Source organism: Xanthomonas sp. NCPPB 3569, from assembly GCF_041475645.2.
GTDB classification, from domain to species: Bacteria; Pseudomonadota; Gammaproteobacteria; order Xanthomonadales; family Xanthomonadaceae; genus Xanthomonas; species Xanthomonas phaseoli.
This window is the reverse complement of record NZ_CM192969.1, coordinates 3,361,809-3,381,475: the sequence shown is the minus strand read 5'-3', so window position 1 is coordinate 3,381,475 and position 19,667 is coordinate 3,361,809. Positions and strand designations below refer to the sequence as shown.

General features: G+C 65.7%; 16 protein-coding genes and 1 pseudogene. 7 read left to right on the top strand and 10 right to left on the bottom strand.

All coding sequences use genetic code 11. The annotated features are described in order from the left end of the window. The first annotated feature begins 57 nt into the window (after positions 1 to 57). Positions 58 to 914: pseudogene (locus tag ACCQ03_RS14715) on the top strand (pirin family protein). Positions 915 to 945: 31 nt separating this feature from the next. Beyond that, positions 946 to 1,380, top strand: a complete 435-nt coding sequence (locus tag ACCQ03_RS14710; protein WP_057677939.1) for an OsmC family protein — start codon at positions 946 to 948, stop codon at positions 1,378 to 1,380. A gap of 402 nt (positions 1,381 to 1,782) precedes the next feature. Here ACCQ03_RS14710 and ACCQ03_RS14705 read toward each other — a convergent pair whose 3' ends face one another. Together ACCQ03_RS14705 and ACCQ03_RS14700 are read right to left on the bottom strand one after the other, a co-directional pair. After that, complete coding sequence (locus ACCQ03_RS14705; protein ID WP_039570517.1) at positions 1,783 to 2,244, bottom strand: hypothetical protein; 462 nt, start codon at positions 2,242 to 2,244, stop codon at positions 1,783 to 1,785. Positions 2,245 to 2,491: 247 nt separating this feature from the next. Continuing rightward, complete coding sequence (locus ACCQ03_RS14700) at positions 2,492 to 3,382, bottom strand: pirin family protein (protein WP_209225954.1); 891 nt, start codon at positions 3,380 to 3,382, stop codon at positions 2,492 to 2,494. Between the two features lie 732 nt (positions 3,383 to 4,114). On the opposite strand from ACCQ03_RS14700, the gene ACCQ03_RS14695 reads away from it, so the two are divergent. Then, positions 4,115 to 4,492 carry a hypothetical protein gene (locus tag ACCQ03_RS14695; protein WP_057677941.1) on the top strand — a complete coding sequence of 126 codons (378 nt, stop codon included), beginning with the start codon at positions 4,115 to 4,117 and terminating at the stop codon, positions 4,490 to 4,492. 73 nt (positions 4,493 to 4,565) lie between these two features. On the opposite strand, the gene nfi is transcribed toward ACCQ03_RS14695, so the two are convergent. Continuing rightward, on the bottom strand, positions 4,566 to 5,279 hold the full coding sequence (nfi, locus tag ACCQ03_RS14690) for a deoxyribonuclease V (RefSeq protein ID WP_057677947.1): 714 nt from the start codon (positions 5,277 to 5,279) through the stop codon (positions 4,566 to 4,568). 102 nt (positions 5,280 to 5,381) lie between these two features. On the opposite strand from nfi, the gene gpmA reads away from it, so the two are divergent. The 4 genes from gpmA (at position 5,382) to ACCQ03_RS14670 (ending at position 10,793) form a co-directional block, all read left to right on the top strand. Then, on the top strand, positions 5,382 to 6,131 hold the full coding sequence (gene gpmA, locus ACCQ03_RS14685; RefSeq protein WP_057677942.1) for a 2,3-diphosphoglycerate-dependent phosphoglycerate mutase: 750 nt from the start codon (positions 5,382 to 5,384) through the stop codon (positions 6,129 to 6,131). A 169-nt stretch (positions 6,132 to 6,300) separates the two neighbouring features. Beyond that, positions 6,301 to 6,615, top strand: coding sequence for a hypothetical protein (locus tag ACCQ03_RS14680; RefSeq protein WP_057677943.1), 315 nt, complete (start codon positions 6,301 to 6,303; stop codon positions 6,613 to 6,615). Positions 6,616 to 6,896: 281 nt separating this feature from the next. After that, positions 6,897 to 8,999, top strand: a complete 2,103-nt coding sequence (locus ACCQ03_RS14675; protein ID WP_057677944.1) for a M13 family metallopeptidase — start codon at positions 6,897 to 6,899, stop codon at positions 8,997 to 8,999. Between the two features lie 231 nt (positions 9,000 to 9,230). Then, positions 9,231 to 10,793 (top strand): phospholipase D family protein, encoded by a 1,563-nt coding sequence (locus ACCQ03_RS14670; protein ID WP_209225957.1) that lies wholly within the window; start codon positions 9,231 to 9,233, stop codon positions 10,791 to 10,793. Positions 10,794 to 11,142: 349 nt separating this feature from the next. Here ACCQ03_RS14670 and ACCQ03_RS14665 read toward each other — a convergent pair whose 3' ends face one another. From ACCQ03_RS14665 to ACCQ03_RS14635, 7 genes are all read right to left on the bottom strand, one after another. Continuing rightward, positions 11,143 to 12,270: a protein-glutamate methylesterase/protein-glutamine glutaminase gene (locus ACCQ03_RS14665; RefSeq protein ID WP_057679888.1), complete on the bottom strand. Its 1,128-nt coding sequence runs from the start codon at positions 12,268 to 12,270 to the stop codon at positions 11,143 to 11,145. Beyond that, complete coding sequence (locus ACCQ03_RS14660) at positions 12,267 to 13,073, bottom strand: CheR family methyltransferase (RefSeq protein WP_057679889.1); 807 nt, start codon at positions 13,071 to 13,073, stop codon at positions 12,267 to 12,269. The genes ACCQ03_RS14665 and ACCQ03_RS14660 overlap by 4 nt, the downstream gene beginning before the upstream one ends. Positions 13,074 to 13,077: 4 nt before the next feature. After that, positions 13,078 to 14,361: an EAL domain-containing response regulator gene (locus ACCQ03_RS14655; RefSeq protein WP_209225959.1), complete on the bottom strand. Its 1,284-nt coding sequence runs from the start codon at positions 14,359 to 14,361 to the stop codon at positions 13,078 to 13,080. Between the two features lie 26 nt (positions 14,362 to 14,387). Further along, positions 14,388 to 14,903 (bottom strand): chemotaxis protein CheW, encoded by a 516-nt coding sequence (locus ACCQ03_RS14650; RefSeq protein ID WP_209225962.1) that lies wholly within the window; start codon positions 14,901 to 14,903, stop codon positions 14,388 to 14,390. Positions 14,904 to 14,913: 10 nt separating this feature from the next. Further along, on the bottom strand, positions 14,914 to 17,070 hold the full coding sequence (locus tag ACCQ03_RS14645) for a methyl-accepting chemotaxis protein (RefSeq protein WP_209225965.1): 2,157 nt from the start codon (positions 17,068 to 17,070) through the stop codon (positions 14,914 to 14,916). Positions 17,071 to 17,134: 64 nt separating this feature from the next. Beyond that, positions 17,135 to 19,144 (bottom strand): chemotaxis protein CheA, encoded by a 2,010-nt coding sequence (locus ACCQ03_RS14640; RefSeq protein ID WP_209225967.1) that lies wholly within the window; start codon positions 19,142 to 19,144, stop codon positions 17,135 to 17,137. 18 nt (positions 19,145 to 19,162) lie between these two features. Next, positions 19,163 to 19,492 carry an STAS domain-containing protein gene (locus tag ACCQ03_RS14635; RefSeq protein ID WP_003488096.1) on the bottom strand — a complete coding sequence of 110 codons (330 nt, stop codon included), beginning with the start codon at positions 19,490 to 19,492 and terminating at the stop codon, positions 19,163 to 19,165. Positions 19,493 to 19,667: the final 175 nt, after the last annotated feature.

Genomic DNA, 19,667 nt, shown 5'->3' with positions numbered 1-19,667 from the left:
GCGGCGGCCCGCGCGCACCCATCATTGGCGCTTCGCCACAGGGCACAGGGACAAGCGATGAGCACCACGACCACCACAGCAGCGCATGTACTGCGCACCATTCGCGGCATGCCGACTTCCGACGGGGCCGGGGTCAAGCTGACCCGCGTCATCGGTACGCAGCAGCTGCCGGAACTGGACCCGTTCCTGATGCTGGATGAATTCGGCACCGACAAGGCCGAAGACTACCTGGCCGGTTTCCCCAGCCACCCGCATCGCGGTTTCGAGACCGTGACTTACATGCTCGACGGACGCATGCGCCACAAGGACAACCACGGCAACGAAGGCCTGCTGACCCCGGGCAGCGTGCAGTGGATGACTGCCGGGCGCGGGCTGATCCATTCGGAAATGCCGGAGCAGGAATCCGGACGCATGCGCGGCTTTCAGTTGTGGGTGAACCTGCCGGCGCGCGACAAGATGACCGATCCCAAGTACCAGGAGTACGCACCCGACCACATTCCGGTGGCGCACCCGGCGCCCGGCGTGACGGTCAAGGTGATTGCCGGTGCGGTGGGCGAGGTGGTCGGGCCGATCGTGCAGCCCGCCACCAGCCCGGTGTACCTGGATATCGCACTGGAACCGAACGTGGAATGGGAGTACCAGCTGCCCAGCGGGCATAACGCGTTCGCGTATGCCTTCGAGGGCGCGCTGACGGTGGGCGAGAGCGACACCGCGCGCGCGTTGCCGGCGCAGCAACTGGCCGTGTTGGGCGGTGGACAGCGCCTGCGCCTGCACGCCGGTGCCGACGGTGCGCACTGATCCTGGTCGCCGGCCGCCCGCTCAACGAGCCGGTGATGCGGCACGGCCCGTTCGTGATGAACACCAAGCAGGAGCTGATGCAGGCGTTCGTCGATTTCCAGGAAGGCCGGTTTTGAACCGGCCCGCGTGCAAGAGCGGGAGCCGGCGATGAGTGACCGCCCCGTCAGCGTGCGCACCGGCACGGTGCCGTACACGGTCAGCATCCACGACGGGCTGCACACCTGGAGCGGCGATACGCAGCTGGCCAATGGTGGCAGCGACGTCGGGCCGGATCCCGAATCGCAGGTATTGGGCGCACTGGGCGCGTGCACCGCCATCACGGTGTCGATGGTGGCCGCGCGCAAGCAGTGGCCGCTGACGGCGGTGCACGTGCATCTGCATTACACGCAGCGCGGCGCTGCCGGCACGGCGATCGCCCGCGAGGTGGTGCTCGACGGGGCGCTCGACGACGAGCAACGCGCACGGTTGATGGAGGTGGCCGACAAATGCCCGATCCATCGCCTGCTTACCGGCGAGGTGCGCATCGACAGTCAGTTGCAGGCCGCTGGCGGCGGTGGAGACACGGCGATTCAATGCGACTGACAGACGCTTGCCGGCGGTCTTCGGGTTCGGTGAATGCGAGATCGGAATCGGACCGGGCGATCGGTCCACACCGCTTCCGGGCGTGCCACGACCTGCGCTACTGCTGCAACGTTCGCAACCGTGCGCGATCTCCAACGGGTCGCCGCACGTGATGGCCGGCGGATTCGAAATCGTTGAGCGGCTGGACGCATCCGGCGCGCGTGGTGCATCTGCACGCCGCTTGAACGTTGCCTCACGCGCGTCGGCGCGACACGCCTGAGGCACCAGCATCCGCGCGCAATGGCGATCTGCGGCCACGCGCTAGCGGCGGATATCGTCAGGCAATGTGTGCAGCGCGCCGGCAAGCCCGCGCGCTGCAAGGCCGTTACAGCAGCGGCGCGCAGCGCTGTAACGCGCGTTGCGTCAGCGCTGCAGCGCCAGGCTGGCCGGTTGCAGATCCATGTTCTGCACCATCGACTGCATCGAGGCGAGTTCTTCGGTGCTGGCACCATCAATCCACAGCTGCGCGTAGCGCTTCTTGCCCAGTTCGACCACGGTGACGCGGCGCGATTCCATGCCCGGCACGTTGCTGCCGCCGAGGTCGAGCTTGTACCAGTAGAAATCTTCCTGCTGGATCTGGCCCTTTTCGGCGCGGCGGTCGCGTGACAGTGTCATCGCCGGGTCGCGGGTGGTGAGCATCACGCCGACCACCTGCCGACCATCGGCAGTCATGGCCTTGCAGACCAGGTAATCGGCACCGGCGAGCTCGTTCCACTGCAGGCCGGAGGCCGGTGGCAACGGCGGGCAGACCGGCGAGGTCTGGGCATGGGCGGTGGCAGCGGCCAGCAGCAAGCTCAGGCCAACAAGGCAGGATGCAGACTTCATACACGATTCCCCGGCATTGGATGACGATGCGGGCGCGCCGATTTCGTGCCGTTGCAGTGCCTCGAACTCCCCGCTCGAGGACTGCCGTCTACGCAGCGCGCTCCGTCTACAAAGCAATCACTACCACAGTTTTGCGAATCGGCTCAAGTGGTGTCGCACATGCGCCTGGCATCGCATGCGCAGCGCGGCACTTCCGTTCCGAGACCTGGTGATTGCGCGTGCCGGTCCACGCGCGCAGCGCACGGTTTCAAGGGTAATTAACCGGTTTTGGGGCCGGTGTTTCGGGCAGCGGAATGAACTCCTTGTCGTCGCCAGGAATGCTGCCGAAGCGGCCTGCCTGCCAGTCGTCCTTGGCCTGCTCGATGCGCTCCTTGGAGCTGGACACGAAGTTCCACCAAAGATGACGCGGCCCATCCAGCGGCTCGCCGCCGAGCAACATCGCCTTGAGCGGGGTCTTGGCGCGCAAGCGGCCGCGGGCGCCGGGCGAGGGCACGATCAAGTGGCGGGCTGGCACATCGGCACCATCCAGCTGCGCCTCGCCTTCCAGGATGTACAGCGCGCGCTCGGCGTGCCCGGTGTCCAGATCGAGTTCGGCGTCGGGCGCCAGGTCCAGCGCCACGTTCAGCGTCCCGCTGAACACCTGTACCGGCGATTCCTCGCCATATGCGCGGCCGGCGATCACGCGCAGCCACACGCCATCGCGGCGCTGCTGCGGCAAGCTTGCCGCCGCGTGGTGATGGAACGCGGGCGCGGTGTCTTCGGCCGAGCGCGGCAAGGCGATCCAGGTTTGCATGCCGTGCAAGGCGTGTTCGCGTGCGCGCTCCGGGCCGGGCGTGCGCTCGGAATGGGCGATGCCGCGGCCGGCGGTCATCCAGTTGACGTCGCCCGGGCGGATCACCTGGTCCGAGCCGAGCGTATCGCGGTGGCCGATTTCGCCGGCCCACAAGAACGTGACCGTGGCCAGGCCGATGTGCGGATGTGGGCGTACATCGATGCCGTGATCCGGCTCCAGCACGGCTGGGCCCATGTGGTCGACGAACACGAACGGGCCGACGCTGCGCGCCTGCAGGGTGGGCACGGCGCGGCGCACTTCCAGTCCGCCGATGTCGTGGACGCGTGGAGCGATCAGGGTGGTCATGCGCGATCTCGCGGAGTTGATGATGTGGGCACGAGCTTCGCATGCGCGGTGGCCGAGGCGGGCGCGTGGCGTAAAACGCAGTGTCCGAGTCATGGCGCTTCATGCGCATCGGAAGAATGCGTCATCGGCGCAGCGGCTGGCGCCGCATCGCGAACGCCACGCGGACGCGGCGCGACAGCAGTTCATGGCGACAAAGCCCTGGTCCTTTGCAGGCAGATGCGTTGCCAACGTGGACATCGTTGGCCGCGCAGACGACTCATCCAGCGCTGCGGTCCGCGACGATGCAGGCCGCAACGTCGAGGCGTAGGCGCAGGCGCCATTCCCGTCCGCATGTCTGCAAGTGGTAAGGCCTGGGGCGCTTGCGGCCACCATGGTTGGCCTGATCTTCCAACGCGAGCGGCCGTCGACAGAGGTCGCCGTTGCGCTGCCGAGCATCGGTCGACGAGGCGCTGGCAGCGGCGTGTTGCAACACGAACGAAGTTGCGTTGCGGGAAACGTACCGGCGCACCCCAGCTGCGTTTTGCCAAGCTGCGTGGGTCATTGCGCCATGAATAATGGCGGCGTTGCACGCTCTGCGAGCGCCTTGGCCTTCATTGCGTGTTTCAGGTTCCAGATCGGCAACGGTCACTTGCCGTGCATCGTCTGCGCTGCACACGTGGCGGCAACTCGCTCGCGCTTTAGCGTTTTACTCGATGCGTTTCAGATTCCTACTCCCAATCCGAGGAATACGTTATGTCGTTATCGATCTCAGGAAGGAAGTCAACATCGCTGCTCTTCTTGGTGATGGCAGCGCTGGCGCCCTGCCTTGGTAGTGCGCAGAGCGCCCGGGCTGTCCCCAGTCGCATCATCAGTGCGTCCGCCAATGTCCGCTCGCTGGCATTTTTGATCAATGGAAGCGCGGCCGCCTGCTATGCGGTCTACTCCGGCAGGAGTGTTGCAGGGCCGACGCTCAGCACGGCGACCACCTATCAGGTCGTTTCGTCCGCGTCCTCGTGCGGCGATCAGCCCTATGCAGTGGGGGCTTCGGTGAATTACCGGCCTCCGTTAGACAAGCAAATGATTTTCTTCCGGATCAATAGTTCCGGTGGCATCGTCATCACCTACAACTGATTGGTCGCTGCAGCGCCGTGCCAGTGCGGCCGGCGCTGCCGCTCGTGGCCGTGGCCACTGATGCGACGCCTGCTCACAGCAGCTGAGCGGGGTAGGTGGCCGGTACCGTCACCTCGCCGCGGTGCGAGGCCAGCCGGTCGGCCAGGCGCGTGGGCTCGGGCAGGCGATAGGCGCGCAAGGTGCGCAGGGTCCAGTCGAGTGCGCCTTGCATCGACACACGATGGCCGGGCGAGACAATCAAGGGATTGCAGCGCGGTTTGCTGCGCAGTGCCCAGCCGATCTGCGCACCGCCCAGCAGGATCGGCGTGTGGTCGCCGCGTGCCGGCCCAGGCTCGGCGAAGCTGCCGGCCAGGCGTTGCTTGGCGATGCCGATGCACGGCAGGCCGGTGACCACGCCGAAGTGCGCCGCAATTCCAAGCCTGCGCGGGTGTGCGATGCCCTGGCCATCGATGAACACCAGATCCGGCGTACGCGACAGCCGCGCCAGGGCCTGCAGCAAGGCCGGCAATTCGCGAAAACTGAGCAGGCCGGGGACATAGGGCATCGAGGTCGGCACGCGCGCGACGTGCGTTTCCAGCGGCAGCAGCGTCTGCGCATCCAGCAACACGACGGCCGCACGGGTGGTCTGGCCATCGTCTTCGAAACCGACATCGAACCCTGCAAGCAACTGCGGCGTTGCGCCTACCGCGTCGTCGAGCACCACGCGCCGTGCCAGTTGCTGCTGCAACTGTCGCGCCTGAATCACGCTGCCGTCCCAACCGGCGAAGACGGGGTCGTTGGTCTGCATCGCCACAGCATCGCGCGCTGCATGTGGCGATCTCGTGCACGCCTGCGATGCACGCGCTGCCGCTACAATCGCAGGCTGATCGGCCCCAATCGGAGAACCGTAGTGACCCGCAAACTCGTACTGCTGCGCCATGGCCAGAGCCAATGGAATCTGGACAACCGTTTCACCGGCTGGGTGGATGTGGACCTCACCGAGCAGGGCCGCCAGGAAGCTGCGGCGGCCGGCAAGCTGATGAAAGACGAAGGGCTGCAGTTCGATGTCGCCCACACCTCGGTGCTCAAGCGCGCCATCCACACGCTGCAGGGCGCGTTGAAGGAACTCGACCAGGACTGGCTGCCGGTGTCCAAGAGCTGGCGCCTCAACGAGCGCCACTATGGTGGCCTGCAGGGCCTGGACAAGGCCGAAACCGCGGCCAAGCACGGCGAGGAGCAGGTCAAGATCTGGCGCCGTTCGTACGACATCCCGCCGCCGGCGATGGACGTCAACGACCCGGGCCACCCGTGCCACGATCGTCGCTACGCCACCCTGGACCGCAATGCGTTGCCGGGGACCGAGTCGCTGGCAACCACGCTGGTGCGCGTGTTGCCGTACTGGCACGACGCGATCGCGCCGCAGTTGAAGGCCGGGCAGACCGTGCTGGTGACTGCGCACGGCAATTCGCTGCGCGCGCTGTACAAGTACCTCAACGATGTCTCCAACGAGCAGATCCTCGAGCTCAACATCCCCACCGGCATTCCGTTGTTGTTCGAGCTGGACGAAGCCTTGCGGGTGCAGAGCTACCGCTACCTTGGCGATCCGGAAGCGGCCAAGCGCGCTGCCGAAGCGGTGGCCAACCAGGGCAAGGCGAAATAATCGCCGTTGGCGGTTGCAGCGCGGCGCGCGGTGCGTGCAGCGCGTGTTCTTGTGTGCACGCGGCTGCAAAGGAGGCTGCGTGCGGTGGTGAATGGAATGCGTGCGGTGGTGAATGGAAGCGGTACGACGGTGCGCTGCGCGCTCCGCACCGAGGTGCAGGCGAAACACGATGTCCGGCAAACGCAAAACCCGGCAGATGACTGCCGTTTACTGCCGCGCGTATCTGGTGACGCTCGGCATGCTGGTGGCCGGGGGCGCGGCCTTTGTTGCCCTGGCTGCTGGCGACATCTCCGGCGCGGGGCTGGCGCTGGCGCTGCTGATCTGCGCGATGGGGGTGCTGTTGCTGGGGTTTGGCGTGGCTGGGCCGGCGCGACAGATGGAAGCGTGGGCCGATGCGACGTCGGGGCACGAGGTTGCCCTGGTGCTGATGGTGATGGCGTATCCGTTGTATCTGTTGATGGCGCCGTTTTACGCGCGGCGTTGAGCGCATGCGATGGCGCAAGGTGCGCCGGCGTGCAGGTGGGTGGAAATGGCGCGTCGCGTGCCGATCAAGGACGCGCACGTGCTGTACAGATGCAATGGACTTTCATACCGCACGGCATCGGACCTCATGTGGCGGTGCCGCTGCACCGATGTGGTCTGGCCGGTTGCCGAGCGACGGACGAAGAGACAAGCGCCTGCGCTGCGCGGTCCTTCGCCCGCGCTTGCCGAGCGGATGTCGACTTTTTTCGATCGCGCCTGCGCGGTCATGCCCTGGAGAATTCAATGAAGTTGCGCAAGTTAGCCCCGCTGTCGCTCGCGGTTGCCATGGTGGTCGCGCTGTCTGCGTGCGGCGCCTCCGACGACGCTGCCAAGGTGGCGCCTGCCGCGCCGCAGGCGGTACCGACCAAGGTGGACGTGTCCAAGCTCGATGCACCGATCGTGGCGTTCAGCAGCGGCGATCTGGACCCGAGCATCGCTGCATGTCAGGACCTCAATGGGTTCGTCAACGCCAAGTGGCTCAAGGCCAACCCAGTGCCCTCCGATCGCACCAGCTGGGGCAGCTTTGAAGTGCTGGCCGAGCGTTCGCTGACCATCCAGCACGCGTTGGTGGAGCAACTGGCGCGCGGCAATCTGTCGGCCGGGTCGGTGGATGCCAAGATCGCCGACCTATGGCGGACCGGTTCGGATGAAGCGGCGATCGACAAAGCCGGCATCACGCCGCTGCAGCCGCAGCTGAAGGACATCGATGCATTGACCGATGCGCCGGCCATCGCCGCCTGGTTGCGCGACAGGTATGCGCAAGGTCAGGGCTTGGTGTTTTCGTTCGGTGCCAATGCCGACTACAAGAATTCCGAGCAGATGATCGCCTACGCAGGGCAGGGCGGTCTGGGCTTGCCCGAAGAGGGCTATTACACCGATCCGGCGCAGGCAAAGATCCGCGAGCAGTACGTGGCCTACATCGCGCGGATGCTGGAGCTGTCGGGTCTCCCGGCACCGCAGGCGGCCGCACAGGCCAAGGCGGTGATGGCGTTCGAGACGCGCCTGGCCAATGCGTCGTTGTCGCGTATCGAACTGCGCGACCCGGCCAAGCGCTACAACCCGGTCGATGTGGCCGGCGCCAACGCCATCACGCCGCACTTCGACTGGAAGGCGTTCTTCGCCACGCTCAAGGTGCCGGCCGGCACCTTCTCGCTGAGCCAGCCGGGCTATTTCGCCGAGCTCGATGCGATGCTGGCCGATACGCCGGTCGATACCTGGAAGGCGTACTTGCGCTTCCATACGGTGGACGAAGCGGCGCCGTATCTGGCCAAGCCGTTCGAGCAGGCCAATTTCGATTTCTACGCCAAGACCCTGCGCGGGCAGCAGGACATGCTGCCGCGCTGGAAGCGCACCTTGAACGCGGTCAACGAGGCGATGGGCGAGGCCCTGGGCCAGCTGTACGTGCAATCTGCATTCCCGGCCGAATCGAAGGAGCAGATGCAGCAACTGGTGCAGAACCTGTCGGCGGCGCTCAAGGCGCGGCTGGAAAAGCTCGATTGGATGAGCGCGGACACCAAACAGCGCGCATTGGAAAAATGGGCCAGCTTCACTCCAAAGATCGGTTACCCGGACCAGTGGCGCGATTGGTCGGGCCTCCAGACGCGTGGCGATGGCTTCCTTGCCAACATGCAGGCCGCGCAGGCATTCAACTACCGCTACATGCTGGACAAGATCGGCAAGCCGGTCGACAAGCGCGAATGGCACATGACTCCGCAGACGGTGAATGCGTACTACAACGCCACGCGCAACGAGATCGTGTTTCCGGCCGCGATCCTGCAGCCGCCGTTCTTCGACCCCAAGGCCGATCCGGCCTTGAACTACGGGGGCATCGGTGCGGTGATCGGGCACGAAATGATGCATGGCTACGACGATTCCGGCAGCCAGTTCGATGCCAAGGGCAACTTCGATAGCTGGTGGACCGATGCAGACCGCAAGCTGTTCACCGAGCGCACCGACCAGCTGGTGGCGCAGTTCGATGGCTATGAAGCGATCAAGGGCGTGCACGTCAAAGGCAAGCTGACGCTGGGCGAGAACATCGGCGATCTGGGCGGCTTGACCGTGGCGTACGATGCCTTGCAAATGGCGTTGCAGGAGCAGCCGGCCGCCAACACGCAGATCGACGGCTATTCGCAGGACCAGCGGTTCTTCATGAACTGGGCCACGGTCTGGCGCCGCAACTTCACCGATGGCGAATTGCGCGTGCGCCTGAACACCGACCCGCACGCACCGGCGAATTTCCGTGCCAACGGTGCACCGTCGAACATGCCGGCGTTTGCGCAGGCGTTCCAGTGCAAGCCCGGCGATGCGATGGTGCGTGGCGACCAGCAGCGGGTGACCATCTGGTAAGCGACGTGGGCGCGCACTGGTGCTTCGGCAACTCGCGCGCCACACCGCTGATGTCGCGTAAACCACCGCGTTGGCCCCGTGCCGCACGCGGTGCTGCGAGTCCTCGTGTCCTCGTGTCCACGACACCCGTCCGTTTTTGCTGCAATTGTCGAGGTTGCTTGTGGCAGCGTCTGCACACCGGCCTGCCCGCGTGGGCTCTACACTGCCGCGCTGCGAATCGCGGAATCGGCAGTGACGAAGCGGAAATTCTTCAAATGGTTCGGCATTGCGCTGCTGGTGCTGGTGCTGGCCAGCGCGTTATCGCTCTACGGCTACGGGCGCTTTGCCGACCGCCAACGCGGGCCGGTCAGTCACGTGCTGCCTGCCGCGGCGGTGGCGACGCCCATCGACAAGGTGGTGGCGCCATTGCAACAGGCGCACGCCGACCAGACCGGCATGGTGATCCTGCCGGACAACGTCGATGCGTTTGCGGTATGTGCGCTCACCGCGCGTGCGGCCGGGCGCAGCCTGGATCTGCAGTACTACATCTGGCATGCCGATTTCACCGGCAACCTGCTGCATAACGAATTGCTGCGCGCGGCCGATCGCGGGGTACGCGTGCGCTTGCTGCTGGACGACATGAATATCCATGGCAGCGATTCGGTACTGGCTGCCCTGGATAGCCATCCGTTGATCGAGATTCGCCTGTTCAACCCCACGCGCGCGCGCGAAGGCACCTTGATGCGCGGCGTGGAGATGGTGCTACGCATGTTCAGCATCAATCGCCGCATGCACAACAAGGCCTGGATTGCCGATGGCCGCATCGCAGTGGTGGGCGGGCGCAACGTTGGCGACGAATACTTCGACGCGGCGCGCGACACCAATTTCATGGATATGGATGCGGCGCTGATGGGGCCGGCGGTGGGCCAGGCCGAGCGGGTATTCGACGCGTACTGGAATAGTCCCAATGCCTTACCGCTGTCTGCGCTGGTCACCGCAAAGCCGCAGGCGCTGGAGGCCTTGCGTGGCAGCCTGGACGCGGGCATGGCATCGGCGCGCGCGCATCCGTATGTGGAGCGGCTCAAGCGCTCGCCAAGCGTGCGCGAACTGATGCAGGGCGACCGCCCGGTGCACTGGGTGTCGCAGGCGCGCATCGTTTCCGATCCGCCGGAAAAAGCCGAAGGTGCGCCGCCACAAGCCGACTGGATGACGCCGGTGCTGATCGGCGAAATGGCGCACGCCCGGCGCGAGCTGAAAGTGATTTCGCCGTATTTCGTGCCGGGCGAGGAGGGCATGCGCTGGATCGGCAATCTGCGCCAGCGCAATGTGCGCGTGAGCATCCTGACCAATTCGCTGGCCGCCAACGACGTGGTGGCAGTGCACAGCGGCTACGCCGGCTATCGGGTGCCGCTCCTGCAGCAGGGTGTGCGCCTGCATGAGCTCAAGCCGATGGGCAAGCCGGACGGCAGCCTGTTCGGTTCCAGCGGTGCGAGCCTGCATACCAAGGCATTTGTCGTGGACGACAGCAGCGGTTTCATCGGCTCGTTCAATCTGGACCCGCGCTCGATGAACCTCAATACCGAAATGGGCCTGCTGTTCAATGACCGCGTGGTCACCGCAGAACTGGAGCGGCTCTACAACCACAAGGTCAGTGTGCCGGTGAGTTACCGCGTGACCCTGGAGCAGGGCGAACTGCGTTGGCACGACGATGCCGCGCAGCCGCCCGAGGTGTGGTCGCGCGAGCCGGCCGCGAGCGTGTGGCGACGCGGTGCAGCCGCGGTGATGGGCTGGTTGCCGCTGGAGTCGCAGTTGTAGCTGGCTGCTTGGCGTGCTGCCCTCATCCGCCCTTCGGGCACCTTCTCCCGCCGGCGGGAGAAGGGTAGATCTCCCGCCAGCGGGAGAAGGACGGGTGGCGGTTTTTCATGGAGGGGAGAATGCGCGCGTCGGTGCGGCGAAGAGGCAGTGGCTGCTTTGGAGCAGACGCGATGGCTGCATTGGAGCAGGGGCAATGGCTGCATTGGAGCAGAGGCAATGGCTGTGTCCAGCAGATGCACAGGCTCTGTGAGCAGGTGCAGCGGGTGTGTTGCGCGGAAGACGCGTAAGAGGGGGTAGACGCGCCGGTTCTGTCGGATTTATTTGGCGCGCGGCGTGAACGTCGGTCGCGTTATTGCAGCTGCGTCACGATCTCGCGTGCCATCGCGCCCAGCGGGAGGATACGGTCTGCGCCGCCGCGCTTGATCGCTTCCTTGGGCATGCCGAACACGATGCTGGTGTGTTCGTCCTGCGCCACCGTGCGTGCGCCGGCCTGGCGCATTTCCAGCAGGCCGGCGGCGCCGTCGTCGCCCATGCCGGTCATGATGATGCCCAGCGCATTGCTGCCGGCCGCGCGCGCGGCCGAGCGGAACAGCACATCGACCGACGGGCGATGCCGGTTGACCGGTGGGCCTTCCAGTACTTCGACGAAATACTGCGCGCCACTGCGACGCAGCAGCAGATGTTTGCCGCCGGGTGCGATCAATGCACGGCCCGGCATCACGCGGTCGTTGTTGGCGGCTTCCTTGACCGCGATCTGGCACAGGCCGTTCAGACGGGCGGCGAAGGCGGCGGTGAATTTCTCCGGCATGTGCTGCACGATCACGATGCCCGGGCAGACGCGCGGCAGCGCCGTGAGCACTTCTTCCAGGGCCTGGGTGCCGCCGGTGGAGGTGCCGATGGCGACGATGCGTTCGGTGGTCTGCGCCAGCGCACGCCCGCTTTGCGCCGGCAGGATGACATCGGCAGTGTGCTTGACCTCCGCTTCCAGCGGCGCGGCAGTCACGCGCGCGGCCAGCCGTTTGACGTTGGCGCGCGCGGCGCTGCGCACGGTCGCCACCAGTTCGTCGGCAGAGTCGGTGAGAAATTGCTTCAGACCCAGGCGGGGTTTGGTCACCACCGCCACCGCGCCGGCGGCCAGCGCATCCATGGTGACGCGCGCGCCTTTTTCGGTGAGCGTGGAGCAGATCACCACCGGCGTGGGCCGTTCGCTCATGATCTTGCGCAGAAAGGTGATGCCGTCCATGCGCGGCATTTCCACGTCCAGCACGATGACATCCGGCCAGTGCTGGCGCATTTTTTCGATCGCCAGCAGCGGGTCGGCAGCAGTGGCGATGACGTCGATGCCCGGCGCATCGTTGAGCACGCCCACCAGCACCTGGCGCACCACTGCCGAATCGTCGACCACCATGGCCTTGATGGTCGTGGGGTTGGTGGCCGGGCGATGGAGCGCTGTGGACACGGTAAATCCTTGGGTCATGCCTTGCGGAAAATCGAGGGTGCCACCTGGACCAGATCGATGTCGAGTTCGCACAGGCTTTCCGAATGGCCGATGCAGAAGTGCCCGCCCGACTTGAGGTTGGACAGCACGCGCAGGATCACTTCGCGCTTGGTCTGACCATTGAAATAGATCATGACATTGCGCAGGAAGATCGCATCGAAGCTGCCCAGCGCCGGCAACGCGGCATTGAGATTGGCGTGCACGAACTGCACGCGTTCGCGCAGCCGCCGCTCCACCAGCAAGGTGCCGTCGTACTCGCCCTGGCCACGCAGGCAGTAGCGTTTGAGATAGGCCTGCGGGATCCCGTCGATACGTTGCAGCGCGTAATGGCCGGTGCGTGCCTTGGCCAGGACGCGGGTGCTGATGTCGCTGCCCACCACTTCGAACGGGCGGCCCTGCAAGGTGTCGTCCAGCACCATCGCCATGCTGTAGGCTTCTTCGCCGCTGGAACTGGCAGCGCTCCAACAGCGGAACGGCAGCCCGCCACGGTGTTCGCCGGCCAGCTTGCGCAGCAGCTCGAAATGCTTGGGCTCGCGAAAGAAGTAGGTTTCGTTGGTGGTGAGCAGGTCGATCGCAGTCTGGATTTCCCGGCGGTCCTGCCGGCTTTCCAACAGCTGCAGATACTGCGTGTAGCTGCTGAACTGATGTTCGCGCAGGCGCTTGCCCAGGCGGCCGCACAGCATCGCCTTCTTGCCGGAGGAAATGGTGATGCCGGCCGCTTCGAAGATGAAGCGCTGGAAACGGCCGAACTCCTGTTCGGTGATGGCGGTCGCGGTGCTCATCGGCTCAGGCCACGTCCGCATCGCTGTGGAACGTGCTGTCGCTCAGGCGCGCGATGCGCCCGGCGTGTTCGCGCCACCACTCCGACAGCATCGGCCCGGGCATCGGCGAGGCCATCAGATAGCCTTGGGCCAGGTCGCAGCCAAGTTCGCGCAACAGCCGCCAGTCGTCGGGCGTTTCCACGCCTTCCGCCACGGTGGTGAGTTCGAGCCGATGCGCCAGTTCCAGCGTGGATTCGAGCACGGTGCGCTGGCTGCGGCTGCGATGCGCCGCATGCACGAAGCTGCGATCGAGCTTGAGTTCGGTAAAGGGGATGCTGGCCAGACGCTGCAGCGAGGAGAAGCCGGTGCCGTAGTCGTCGATGGACAGGCCGAACCCGTGCAGGCGCAAACGCGCCAGCATGCTCAGCGCATTGGCCGGCTCGACGATGGCGCTTTCGGTGAGCTCCAGCACCAGGTCGGCCGGGCTCAAGCCGTTCTCGCCCAGCTTGGCGCACAGTTCTTCGAGAAAATGGTCTTCGCCCAACAGCCGGGGCGACAGGTTCAAGGCCAGGCTCAGGTCGAAGCCTTCGGCGCGCCAGTCCACCAATTGCGCGATGGCCTTGTCGATGACCTGCTGCGTCAACGCGTGGATCAAGCCTTCGCGTTCGGCCAGCGGAATGAACCGGTCCGGGCCGATCATGTCGCCTTGCGGGCGGCGCCAACGCGCGAGCGCTTCCACGCCCCGCAGGCGGCCGTCCTTCAGATCGAGCTTGGGTTGGTAGGCCACGCGGATCTCGCCGCGCCGCATGGCACGGTCCAGCCGCGAGGCGGCGGCGCCACCGCTGGACATCAGCGGCGAAATCGCCACCGGCGCAAATGCAGGTGCGTCGGCAGCCGGTTCCGGTTCGCAATCCAGCACGGTGGCCAGATCTTGCAGGTTCATCGGCTTTTCGATGCCGCCGAGCACGCGCACGCCGGCACTGCGGCTGAGTTGCATCACCGCATCGATCAAGGCACCGCCGCGTTGCGATACCACCACCACCGGCACGCTGTATTTGCCGCGCGCCAGGGCGTCGAGAAGCTGCACCCCGTCCATGCCCGGCATTTCCAGGTCCACCAGCAACAACGATGGCGCCTGGGCGCGCGTCAGCCACTCCAGGGCCGCGTTTCCGTCGACGGCACCGTCGACCACGCTTGCGCCGAGCTGGCGACACAGCGCCATGGCGTGTTCGCGCTGGACCACGCTGTCGTCCACGACCAGGACCGGGCCGGCCAGCGTGCAGTTGCAGGAGAGAAGAGCGGGGCGCATGGGAGTCCTTGAGTGCATGCGTGAGGTCAGGCCGCCAGCTCGGCGGCCGGCAGCTGGGCGAGCGTGTCGTGGCCCAGCACGGCGTCGGCATCGAGCAGGATCACAAAGCGCTCGCCGATCTTGCCCATGGCGTGGATGAAATCGCGCGCGATGCCGGCGCCGAAGCTGGGCGTGTCGACGATGTCGGCCGGCGCGATTTCCAGCACTTCGCTGACTGCATCCACCAAGAGCCCGAGCACCTGATGCAGCCCACCATGCGCGATCTCCACGATCACGATGCAGCTGCGCTTGGTGATCGCGCTGGCGTTGCGGCCGAAGCGTTGCTGCAGGTCGACTACCGGCACCACCGCACCGCGCAGGTTGATCACCCCGCGCAGCGCTGGCGGCATCATCGGCACATCGGTCGGCACGCGGTATTCGATGATTTCCTTGATGCCCAGGATGCCCAGGCCGAACATCTCCCGGCCCAGCAGGAAGGTCAGGTATTGCTGCGGTGCCGTCGCGGACGGCACCTGGTGGTCGGTTGCAGGAAGCGCTTGCATCGTCGGCTCCTCAGAAGCTGGCGAATTGCGATTCGTCGATCGCATCGGCGGTGGCGGCCACCGCACTGAGCTGGCGCACGTTGGTGCGTCGCGGCTGCGCGCTGCTGACCGTGGCAGGCGCATGCGCTGCGATCCTGCGCGGCCCCTGCCTGCTGCTGCCCGACGCGGCGCCGCGGCCGCCATTGCCCAGCCGGAAGAAGCCCATCAGCTGCTGCAGCTGTTCGGCCTGCGCGCTCATTTCTTCCGAGGTGGCGGCCAGTTCTTCGGCATTGGCGGCGGCCGATTGGGTGGTCTGGTTCAACTGGCCCACGGCGGTATTGATCTGGCTGACACCGGCGGTCTGTTCTTCGGACGCGGCGGCGATTTCCTGCACCAGGTCGGAGGTGCGGCGGATCGAAGGCACCATCTCGCCGAGCACGCGGCCGGCGCTTTCGGCCAGTTCCACGCTGGAGCCGGCCACTTCGCCGATTTCCTGCGCAGCGATCTGGCTGCGCTCGGCCAGCTTGCGCACTTCGGCGGCGACCACCGCAAAGCCCTTGCCGTGTTCGCCGGCGCGCGCGGCTTCGATGGCGGCATTGAGCGCCAGCAGATTGGTCTGATACGCGATGTCGTCGATGATGCCGATCTTCTTGGCGATGTCCTTCATTGCCACCACGGTGGCGCGCACGGTGTCGCCACCGTCGGCCGCTTCGCTGGCCGCCTTGGCCGCCATGCTGTCGGTGACACGCGCGTTCTCGGTGTTCTGCGCGATGGAGGCGGTCATCTGCTCCAGCGAGGCGCTGGTTTCTTCCACGCCGGCCGCCTGTTCGCTGGCGGCCTGCGCAAGCGCCTGCGCGGTGGCGCTGACTTCTTCCGACGCACTGGCCAGGTTTTCGGCGTTGCGGTTGACCTCATCGACGATCTCGGTCAGCCGGCTCATGGTGGTGTTGACGTAGCGCTGCATGTCGGCGAAGGCGCCTTCGTAGCGGCCTTCCACGGTGTGGGTGAGGTCGCCTTCGGCCATCGCGCCCATGACCTGGATCACTTCGGAAATACTGCGCAGGTTGCCGCGCGCGCGCTCCACGGTGTCGTTGATGAAGGCCTTCTTGCCCGGCAGCTGCGCCAGCGGCGCATCGAAGTTGCCACGGCCGAATTCGGCCACCACGTCCATCGCCAGTTTCTTGACCGCGATGTGCGCGCCCACCATCTGGTTGATGCCCAGCGCCATGCTGCGAAAGTCGCCGTCGAAGCGGGTGCTGTCGATGACCACGTCGATGTCGCCGGCTTCATGTTCGGCCGACATGTGGTTGATCTCGGCGATCAGGCCGGTGAGGTTGCCGCGCACCTGTTCGATGGTGTCGTTGATGAAGCGCTTCTTGCCCGGCAGCAACGGCAGCTGTGCGGTGAAGTTGCCGCGGCCGAATTCGCCCACGCAGGCAATGGCTTGCTTCTTGACCGCGATATGGCTGGCCACCATCGCGTTGATGCTTTCGGCCATGCGACGGAAATCGCCGGTGAAGCGCTGGGTATCGATGACCACGTCGATATCGCCGGCATCGTGTTCGGCGGACATGCGATTGACCTCGGCGACCATGCCGATGAGGTTGCCGCGGATCTGGTCCACCACCTCGTTGATGAAGGCCTTCTTGCCCGGCAGGCGCTCGAGTTCGGCGGAAAAATTGCCGCGGCCGAACTCGGCCACGCATGCCATCGCCTGCTTTTTCACCGCGATATGGCTGGCCACCAGGCGGGTGATGCCATCGCCCATGGTGCGGAAATCGCCGTCGCAGCGCGCCACATCGATGCGCGCGTCGATCTCGCCGGCGTCGTGTTCGCGGCAAACGCGATCGATTTCCTCGTTGACGTGGCGGATGCCGCTCTGCACCTTGCGCAGCCCGCGCAGGACATCGCTGGCCTGGTCGTCGCGCACTTGCGGCAGCGCCACGTCGAAGTTACCGCGCGAGAACGCGTCCAGCGTGGTGGTGGCCATCTCCAGCGACGCGCTGGCGATACGGATTGCCCAGGCCAGCAAGGCGCCGCTGATCAATGCTGCAACGATGCTGGTGCCCAGCAAGACCGCGTGCGAGAGCGTCAGCGCCACGCCGGCGACAACCACGACAACGGGCAGGGCGATTGCAAGCGCGGCGGTGAACCACAACTGCTTGGCGATCGGGAGACGGTGTGACATGACGGTAGCTTCCTGGAGTCAGGTAACGACAAACGACGGTTCGGACCGGAGATGGCGCGGGCGTTCAGGCCGCCAACGTGTCCTGGTTGGGATGCAACTGCTGAATCAGGCTGGGCACATCCAGAATCAGTGCGACATCGCCGCTTCCCAGAATGCTCGAGCCGCTGATGCCTTTGACCTGCGCGAACACCTTGGACAGCGGCTTGATCACCGTCTGCCATTCGCCGAGCAGGGTGTCCACCACCAGGCCGAAGCGCTGCGCGCCCTGGCGGATCACCACGATGCTTTCGCGTGCCGGCGTCTTGCCGCCCAGCGCGAACAGTTCGCGCAGGCGCACGTACGGCAACACGCTGCCGCGCAGGTCGATGTAGTCGCTGGCGTAGTCGGGGGTGAACTCCACGCACTCTTCGACCACATCCAGCGGCACCACGAAGACCGATTTGCCCACGCCGACCTGGAAGCCGTTGATGATGGCCAGCGTCAGCGGCAGGCGCACCGAGATGGTGGTGCCCATGCCGGCGGCGCTGTCGATCTCGACCGTGCCGCGCAGTGCGGTGATGTTGCGCTTGACCACGTCCATTCCCACGCCGCGCCCGGACAGATTGGTGACCTTTTCCGCCGTGGAAAACCCCGGTTCGAAGATCATCGCGAAGACGTCGCGGTCGCTGAGTTGGCGGCCTGGTTCGATCAGGCCACGTTCGAGCGCCTTGGCCAGGATGCGGTCGCGGTTCAAGCCGCCACCGTCGTCGGTGATCTGGATGACGATGCTGCCGGAGTCGTGATATGCGTTGAGCCCGACGGTGCCGCGTGCGGGCTTGCCGCGCGCCACGCGCACGTCTGCCGGCTCGATGCCGTGGTCCATCGCATTGCGCACCAGATGGGTGAGCGGGTCGCCGATCTTTTCCACCACCGACTTGTCCAGTTCGGTGTCTTCGCCGGCCACCACCAGCGCGATGTCCTTGCCCAGTTCGCGGGCCACGTCGTGCACCACGCGCTGGAAGCGGCTGAAGGTGCCGCCGATCTTGACCATGCGCAGCTGCAACGCGCTTTCGCGCACGTCTTCGACCAGGCCGGCCAGGATCGAGGCCGATTCCAGCAATTGCGCATCGCCGGTGCGTTGCGCATTGGCACTGGTGCTGGACACGGCGATGATGAGTTCGCCGACCAGATCGATCATGCGATCGAGCTTGTCGGCATCCACGCGGATGGAACGTGCGTCGGCGCTGCGCGCGGCAGCGTCGGGCGCGGCACGGCCTGGGGCCGGAGCGGCGCTGGGGACTGCAGCAAGGGGCTTGTTCGGCGCCGGGCTGGCTGCTGTTTCGGCGGCCAGCAATTCAGCGGCATCGGATGGCGCCGGAACCGACACGATTTCCAGGTCGCAATCTTCGCGGACGAATTCGAACACCTCCTCGATGGCGGCGCGGTCGGCATCGCTGCGTAGCAGGATCTGGAAGCCCAGGTAATTGGCTTCCGGATCGAGGTCGTCGAATGCCGGCAGCTGGCTGATGTCGGTGTTGATCGATTCGACCGAGCCCAGGCTGCGCAGGTTGCGAATCAGCTTGAGCGGCGAATTGCCGAAGCGCAGTGCGTCGGCAAACAGTTTCAGGGTGATGCGCCAGTAACCGCTCTGCTTTTCCGGTGCGCCTTGCGCAGCGGCGGCCGCGGTGACGCCGCTGCCGCTGCGTTGCAGATACGTCTGCAGTTGCGCCAGCAGCGGCTCGGCTTCGGCGGCCAGCGCGACCGGGTCGGCGTGGCTCGGGTCTGCGGCGGTTTCCACCAAGGCATGGATATGGTCGCAGCACACCAGCAGCAGCCCGATCAGTTCCGAACTCAAGCTCAGCGCTTCGTCGCGGACCAGATCCAGCACGCTTTCCACCACATGGGTGAAGCCGACCAGCTGCGGCAGGTCGAACAGGCCGCCGGAGCCCTTGATGGTGTGCGCGGCGCGGAAGATGGCATTGACCGCATCCGGCGACGGTTCGCCGCGCTCGGCTTCGAGCAGATGCCGTTCCATGTCTTCGAGCAGGTCCCGGCTCTCGGCCAAGAAGGTCTGCATCAGCTGGTTCATGTCCATGCGCGCGTCACCAGTCCGTTAGTGAATTCGTTCGCCCAAGCCTGCCACCGCATGCGGGTACAGGGCCTCGAGCAGGCCAAGCAGCTCGATGACATCGACCACCGCACGGCTGGAATCGGTCAGCGAAAACGGCCGGCCATCGGCCTGGATCGCCTGCTTGGTGGCCAGCAACAATTGCAGGCCGGTGGTATCGATCTCGCTGACGGCGGCCAGGTCCAGATGCAGTCCACCCGGATGCAGCAAGGCCGGCTGCAGCAACGGCTTGAGCTCGGCCGCGCGACGAATGGTCATCTCGCCCTCCAGGGCAAGGGTCAGCGGCGCGGGTAGATCGGACAGTGGCGTGTTCATCGGTGCCTCAAGCGGTGCGATGGCGCACGGGTGCGTGCCATGGCCTGGGAAGGTCGCGACGGCCTGGACGGGTGTGAGCAGCGCTGCACACGGACCATGCCGGTCTATGCAGGTATCGGCGCCTTTTGGAAATATTTAGGCAAAATTCAGTGCGATGACGGATTTGCGAAATCCG